Below are 2,631 nucleotides of genomic sequence, written 5' to 3'. Positions count from 1 at the left end.
TCGTGCCGGGAGCTCCGGCGGGCCCGTCAGTGTGTCGGGAAGCCCAGGTTGATCTGGGACTCCGAGGGCTCCGGCCAGCGCGTGGTGACGAGCTTGCGGCGGGTGTAGAAGTTGAAGGCCTCCGGGCCGTACATGTGGGTGTCGCCGAACAGGGAGTTCTTCCAGCCGCCGAAGGAGAACGCACCGATCGGCACCGGGATCGGGACGTTGACCCCGACCATGCCGACCTCGATCTCGAACTCGAACTGCCTCGCGGTCTTGCCGTCGCGGGTGAACACCGCCACCCCGTTGGCGAACTGGTTGGTGTTGATCAGCCGCACGGCCTCCTCGTAGGTGTCCACCCGCACCACGGACAGGACGGGTCCGAAGATCTCCTCGTCGTAGGCCTTCATGCCCGGCTTCACGTGGTCCAGCAGCGACACCCCGGTGAAGAACCCCTCGCCGTCGAACTCCTGGGCCGTGCCGTCGACGACGACGGTCGCGCCCTCCGCGGACGCCCCCGTCACGTAGCCGTTGACCCGGTCCAGGGCCGCCTTCGTGATGAGCGGACCCATCTCCGAGTCAGGGTCGGTGCCGTCGCCGATGGTCAGCTTCGCGATCCGCTCCTGGAGCCGCTCGATCAGCGGGTCGGCCACGTCCCCGACGGTGACCAGCACCGAGACCGCCATGCAGCGCTCGCCGGCGGAGCCGTAGGCGGCCGAGATCGCGGCGTCGGCGGCCCCGTCCAGGTCGGCGTCCGGCATGACCACCATGTGGTTCTTCGCCCCGCCCAGGGCCTGGACGCGCTTGCCGTGGACGGCCGCGGTCTCGTAGATGTACTTGGCGATCGGGGTGGAGCCCACGAAGGAGACGGCCTTGACCAGCGGGTTGGTCAGCAGCTCGTCCACGGCCACCTTGTCCCCGTGCACCACGTTGAGCACCCCGGGCGGCAGGCCGGCCTCGGCGAAGGCCTCGGCGATCCACACCGCCGCCGAGGGGTCCCGCTCGGAGGGCTTGAGGATCACGGTGTTGCCGGCGGCGATCGCGGTGGTGATCATCCACAGCGGGACCATGGCGGGGAAGTTGAACGGGGTGATGCACGCGACCACCCCGACCGGCTGGCGGGTCTGGTGCACGTCCACCCCGGTGGCGGCCTGCTCGAGGAACTCGCCCTTCATGTGGTGCATCAGCCCCGCGCAGAACTGCACGTTCTCCAGCCCGCGGGCGACCTCCCCGGCCGCGTCCGAGAGGACCTTGCCGTGCTCGGCGGTGATGATCGCGGCCAGCTCCGGGGTGCGCTCCCGGATGATGTTCTCGACCTTGAACATGATCGCCGAGCGCTTCGACAGCCCGGTGGCCCGCCAGGCGGGCAGGGCGAGCTCGGCGGCCTCCACCGCGGTGGCGACCTCCTCGGCGGAGGCCAGCAGCACCTGCTTGGCCACCTGCCCGGTCGCGGGGTTGTAGACGTCGGCGGTGCGCCCGGACCCGCCGTGGCGCTTCCCGTCGATGAAGTGCTCGATGACCGTCCCGGTGGTCCGGGGGTCCTGGCCGCCGTTGCGGGCCGCCTCCTGGGCGGCGCGCTCGGCGTTCTGCTTGGTGTCCTGCATCGTTCTCTCCTCGGTCGTGGTGGTCTGGGTGCCGCTCAGGCCCGGTCCGGGTCCCAGCCCTGGATCTTCCCGTCCGGAGCGGCGTACTTGGTGATGAGGGAGCAGTCCTTGTCCCCGAGGCCCTCGTCGATGAGCTGCTGCAGCTTCTCGGCCACGAGGGCGGCCGCGGGCAGGTGCACGCCGGTCTGCTCGCCCGCCATGAGCGCCAGGCCGGCGTCCTTGGCGGCGAGGGCGGCGCTGAAGGTGGCCTCGAAGTTGTTGTTGGACGCGGCGGAGTCCACGATCCCCGGCACCGGGTACCAGGTCTGCAGCGCCCACGAGTTGCCGGAGGACACCGAGGCGATGTCCCAGAACACCTGGGGGTCCAGGCCCAGCCGGTCGGCGAGCACGGAGCCCTCGGCGCAGGCCTCGAGGCAGATGAACAGCATCATGTTGTTGACGATCTTGGCGGCCTGGCCCGTGCCGGCCTCGCCCGTGGCCACGATCTTGCGGGCCATCGGCTCGATGAAGTGCCGGGCGGTCTCCACGACGCCGGGCTGCCCGCCCACCATGAAGGTCAGGGTCCCGGCCGCCGCGCCGCTGATCCCGCCGGAGACCGGTGCGTCCACGAAGCGGAAGCCCGCGTCCGCCGCGGCCCGGTGCAGGTCCATGGCGGTCTCCACGTCGATCGTGGAGCTGTCGATGAGCAGCGCGTCCTGCGGGGCGAGCGCGATGACGCCGCTGTCCCCGAGGTAGACGGCCCGGGCGTGCTCGCCCTTGGGGAGCATCGTGAAGACGACCTCCGCGCCCTGCAGCGCCTCCTCCATCGTGTCGAAGGTCTGCACCCCCTTGTCGCGGGCGGCCGCCATGGCGTCGGCGCTGACGTCGTGGCCGCGGACGTCGTAGCCTGCTCTCGCCAGGTTGGCGGACATCGGGTTGCCCATGTGGCCGAGGCCGATCCAGGTGATGGTGGTCATCGGGGAGTCCCTTCTGCAAGGTCGAGAACTGCAAGGTGGTGAACGGCGAGGTCGTGAACTGCGGGGTGTCGGGAGCGTCGAGAGGTGGG

2 protein-coding genes are annotated in these 2,631 nt (G+C 70.5%); both read right to left on the bottom strand.

All coding sequences use genetic code 11. The annotated features are described in order from the left end of the window. Positions 1-26: 26 nt before the first annotated feature. Positions 27-1,586: a CoA-acylating methylmalonate-semialdehyde dehydrogenase gene (locus ACYVM4_RS07115; protein WP_460668085.1), complete on the bottom strand. Its 1,560-nt coding sequence runs from the start codon at positions 1,584-1,586 to the stop codon at positions 27-29. Positions 1,587-1,621: 35 nt separating this feature from the next. After that, positions 1,622-2,542 carry a 3-hydroxyisobutyrate dehydrogenase gene (gene mmsB, locus ACYVM4_RS07110; protein WP_368821913.1) on the bottom strand — a complete coding sequence of 307 codons (921 nt, stop codon included), beginning with the start codon at positions 2,540-2,542 and terminating at the stop codon, positions 1,622-1,624. Between the last annotated feature and the right edge of the window lie 89 nt (positions 2,543-2,631).

The sequence above is a fragment of the Kocuria himachalensis genome, from assembly GCF_054784195.1.
This window is presented reverse-complemented; position numbering and strand designations above follow the sequence as displayed.